Genomic DNA, 3,503 nt, shown 5'->3' on the forward strand with positions numbered 1-3,503 from the left:
GTGGTGCGAGGGAGGGGACTCGAACCCCTACACCATTGCTGGCGTCAGGACCTAAACCTGGTGCGTCTACCAATTTCGCCACCCTCGCGGTCCAAGCGGTGCCGCCCTGACGGGAGGCTCCGCGGTCTGTCGGGCATCAAGGCCGAAAAAACAAAGGAGGCGACCGGAACTGCATGCGCCCCCCCTGCTTCTCCGACCGGCCTGCGGCGTTGCACCGCTGCCCGGCAAAGACCGCGGATTGTAGCGCATGGTTCGGCGCGAATCCAGTCCCCCGGGCAGCCCATGACCAGGCTGCGATCAGGCCGCGATCACGCCCCGATCAAGCCATCACGCCGCTGGCCTCCTCCGGCCGGCGCACGCGGAACCAGGCGGCGTACAGCGCCGGCAGGAACAGCAGCGTCAGCACCGTGGCGACCAGCAGGCCGCCCATGATCGCGACCGCCATCGGCCCCCAGAACACCGAGCGCGACAGCGGGATCATCGCCAGCACGGCGGCCGCCGCGGTCAGCATGATCGGCCGGAAGCGGCGTACCGCGGCCTCGACGATCGCCGTCCAGGCCGGCACGCCGGCGCGGATGTCCTGCTCGATCTGGTCGACCAGGATCACCGAGTTGCGGATGATCATGCCGACCAGCGCGGTGATGCCCAGCTGGGCAACGAAGCCCATCGGCGCCTGCAGCAGCAACAGCGTCGCCGCGGCGCCGATCAACCCGAGCGGGCCGGTCAGGAACACCATCACCGCGCGCGAGAAGCTGTGCAGCTGCAGCATCAGCAGCGTGAAGATCAGGAACACGCACAGCGGCAGCTGCGCGGCGATCGACGCGCCCGCCTTGCCGCTCTCCTCCTCGGCGCCGGCCACGGTGATCAGGTAGCCGGCCGGCAGCTCGGCGCGCAGCTTGTCGAGCTGCGGGTTGATCTGCGCGGTCACGGTCGGTCCCTGGATGCCGTCGACCACGTCGGCCTGCACGGTCACGCCGAAATCGCGATTCTCGCGCCAGACGATGCCCGGCTCGGAACGGATGCCGATGCGCGCAACCTGCGTCAGCGGCACCGCGCGCCCGCTGGCGGTCGGCACCTGCACGTTGTGCAGATCGGCCAGCGCCTCGCGTTCGTCCCGGGCCGAGCGCATCACGATGTCGATCAGCTTGTCGCCGTCGCGATACTGGCCGACCGGCGCGCCGGTCAGCACGGTCTGCGTGACGCGGGCGATCGCATTGGTGGTCACGCCGAGCGCGCGCGCCTTTTCCTGGTCGATGTCCAGGCGCAGCACCTTGACGTTCTCGTTCCAGTTGTCATTGACGCCGACCGTATTCGGATTGGCGCTCATGATCGCCTTGACCTGATCCGCGATCCGCCGCACCCCCGCCGCCTCGGGCCCGATCACGCGGAACTGCACCGGATAGGCGACCGGCGGCCCGTTCGGCAGCAGCTTGACGCGGCCGCGCAGCTGCGGGAAGTCGCTTGCGAGCAGCGCGATGATGCGCTGGCGCAGCCGCTCGCGCACCTCGACGTCGACCGGCAGCACGATCAGCTGCACCACATTGCTCTGCGGGAAGATCTGGTCCAGCGGCAGATAGAAGCGCGGCGCGCCGGTGCCGACGAAGGTGGTGATGCTGCCGACATCGGCATCGCCGCGCAGCGCCGCCTCGAAGCGCCTGGCCTCGGCCTCGCTCTGCGCGAAGCTGGCGCCCTCGGGCAGCCACATCTCGACCATCAGCTCGGGCCGGCTGGAATCGGGGAAGAACTGCTTCTCGACGAACTGGAAGGCGAAGATGCCGAGCGCGAAGGTCCCAAGCGTGATCGCGATCACGGTCTTGCGCCAGTCCACGCACCAGTCCACCGCGCGGCGGAAGCGCGCATAGAACGGCGTGTCGAACACCTCGTGATGGCCGCCCTCGCTCGGTTTGACCTTCAGCAGCAGGTAGCCCAGATACGGCGTGAAATAGACCGCCGCCAGCCACGACAGCACCAGCGCGAGCGCCGTCACCGCGAAGATGGCGAAGGTGTATTCGCCGACCGTCGAACGCGCGAGACCCACCGGCAGGAAGCCCGCGGCGGTGATCAGCGTGCCGGTCAGCATCGGCATCGCGGTCGAGGTGTAGGCGAAGGTCGCGGCCTCCATCTTGGAGAAGCCCTCCTCCAGCTTGCGCACCATCATCTCGACCGCGATGATGGCGTCGTCGACCAGCAGTCCGAGCGCGATGATCAGCGCGCCCAGCGAGACCTTGTGCAGGCCGATGTCGAACACGTTCATGAACAGGAACGTGACCGCCAGCACCAGCGGGATCGTCAGCGCCACCACCAGGCCGGGGCGCGCGTCGAGCCGCAGCGGCTTGGTGTGCAGGCCCAGCGAGATGAAGCTGACCGCCAGCACGATCACCACGGCCTCGATCAGCACGCGCACGAACTCCCCGACCGAACGCTTGACCGCCTCCGGCTGGTCCTGCACCTGCTCCATCTCGATGCCGACCGGCAGCTGCTTGCGCAGCGTGTCGGCCTCGGCGCGCAGGGCCTCGCCCAGCGCGATGATGTCGCCGCCCTTCTCCATCGAGATGCCCAGGCCGATCACGTCCTTGCCGTTGAAGCGCATGCGCGGCGCCGGCGGATCGACGTAGCCGCGATAGACGCGCGCGATATCGCCGAGCCGGATGTTCGCCGCGCCGTTGGGGCCGCGCAGCACCATATTGCGCAGGTCGCCGACATCGGCGAACTGGCCCGACACGCGCACCTGCACGTTGTCGCTGGGCGTCACCAGCACGCCGCTGGCGGTCAGGTTGTTCTGCTCGGCGATCTGGTCGGCAATCGCGTTCAGGTCCAGCCCGAGTTGCGCGAAGCGGGTCTGGTTGAACTCGATATAGATCTTCTCGTCCTGCAGGCCGATCAGCGACACCTTGGCGACCGACGGCACGCGCAGCAGCTGCTGGCGCACCAGGTCGGCATATTCGCGCAGTTCCTTGTAGGTGAAGCCGTCGGCGGACAGCGCGTAGATGGTGCCGTAGACATCGCCGAACTCGTCGTTGAAGAACGGCCCGCGCACGCCGGCCGGCAGCGTGCCGGCGATATCGCCGATCTTCTTGCGCACCGTGTACCAGATCTGCGCGGTCTCCTTCGCCGGCGCGTCGTCGCGCAGCTGGAAGATCACGGTGGTCTCGCCCGGCTTGGAGAAGCTGCGGATCTTGTCCGCGTAGGGGACTTCCTGCAGCTGGCGTTCGAGCTTGTCGGTGACCTGCACCGCAATCTGCTCGGCGGTGGCGCCGGGCCAGAAGGCCTGCACCACCATCACGCGGAAGGTGAACGGCGGGTCTTCGTCCTGCCCCAGCTGGAAATACGACATCAGCCCGGCCAGCAGCAACACCACCAGCAGATAGCGCGTCAGCGCCTGGTGCTCGAGCGCCCAGCGCGACAGATTGAATCGGGAGTGCTCCATCGCGGCGCCCTTAGCTGCGAGCGGTCGGCGCGCTGGCCGGGGCGCTGGTGGGCGCAGGGGCCGGCGCACTGGCCGG

Annotated in this window: 1 protein-coding gene and 1 tRNA gene; both read right to left on the reverse strand. The window is 68.3% G+C overall.

All coding sequences use genetic code 11. From position 1 onward, the window contains the following. Position 1: 1 nt before the first annotated feature. Positions 2–88, reverse strand: a tRNA-Leu gene (locus AC6EI8_RS25395). A 231-nt stretch (positions 89–319) separates the two neighbouring features. Then, complete coding sequence (locus AC6EI8_RS25400) at positions 320–3,427, reverse strand: efflux RND transporter permease subunit (protein ID WP_149318866.1); 3,108 nt, start codon at positions 3,425–3,427, stop codon at positions 320–322. Positions 3,428–3,503 lie beyond the last annotated feature (76 nt).

It is taken from the genome of Cupriavidus sp. R6-3 (genome assembly GCF_059772245.1).

Bases quoted from the DNA above. Each gene is read 5' to 3' on its own strand.
- AC6EI8_RS25400 (WP_149318866.1), bottom strand. From the start codon at position 3,427: ATGGAGCACTCCCGATTCAATCTGTCGCGCTGGGCGCTCGAGCACCAG.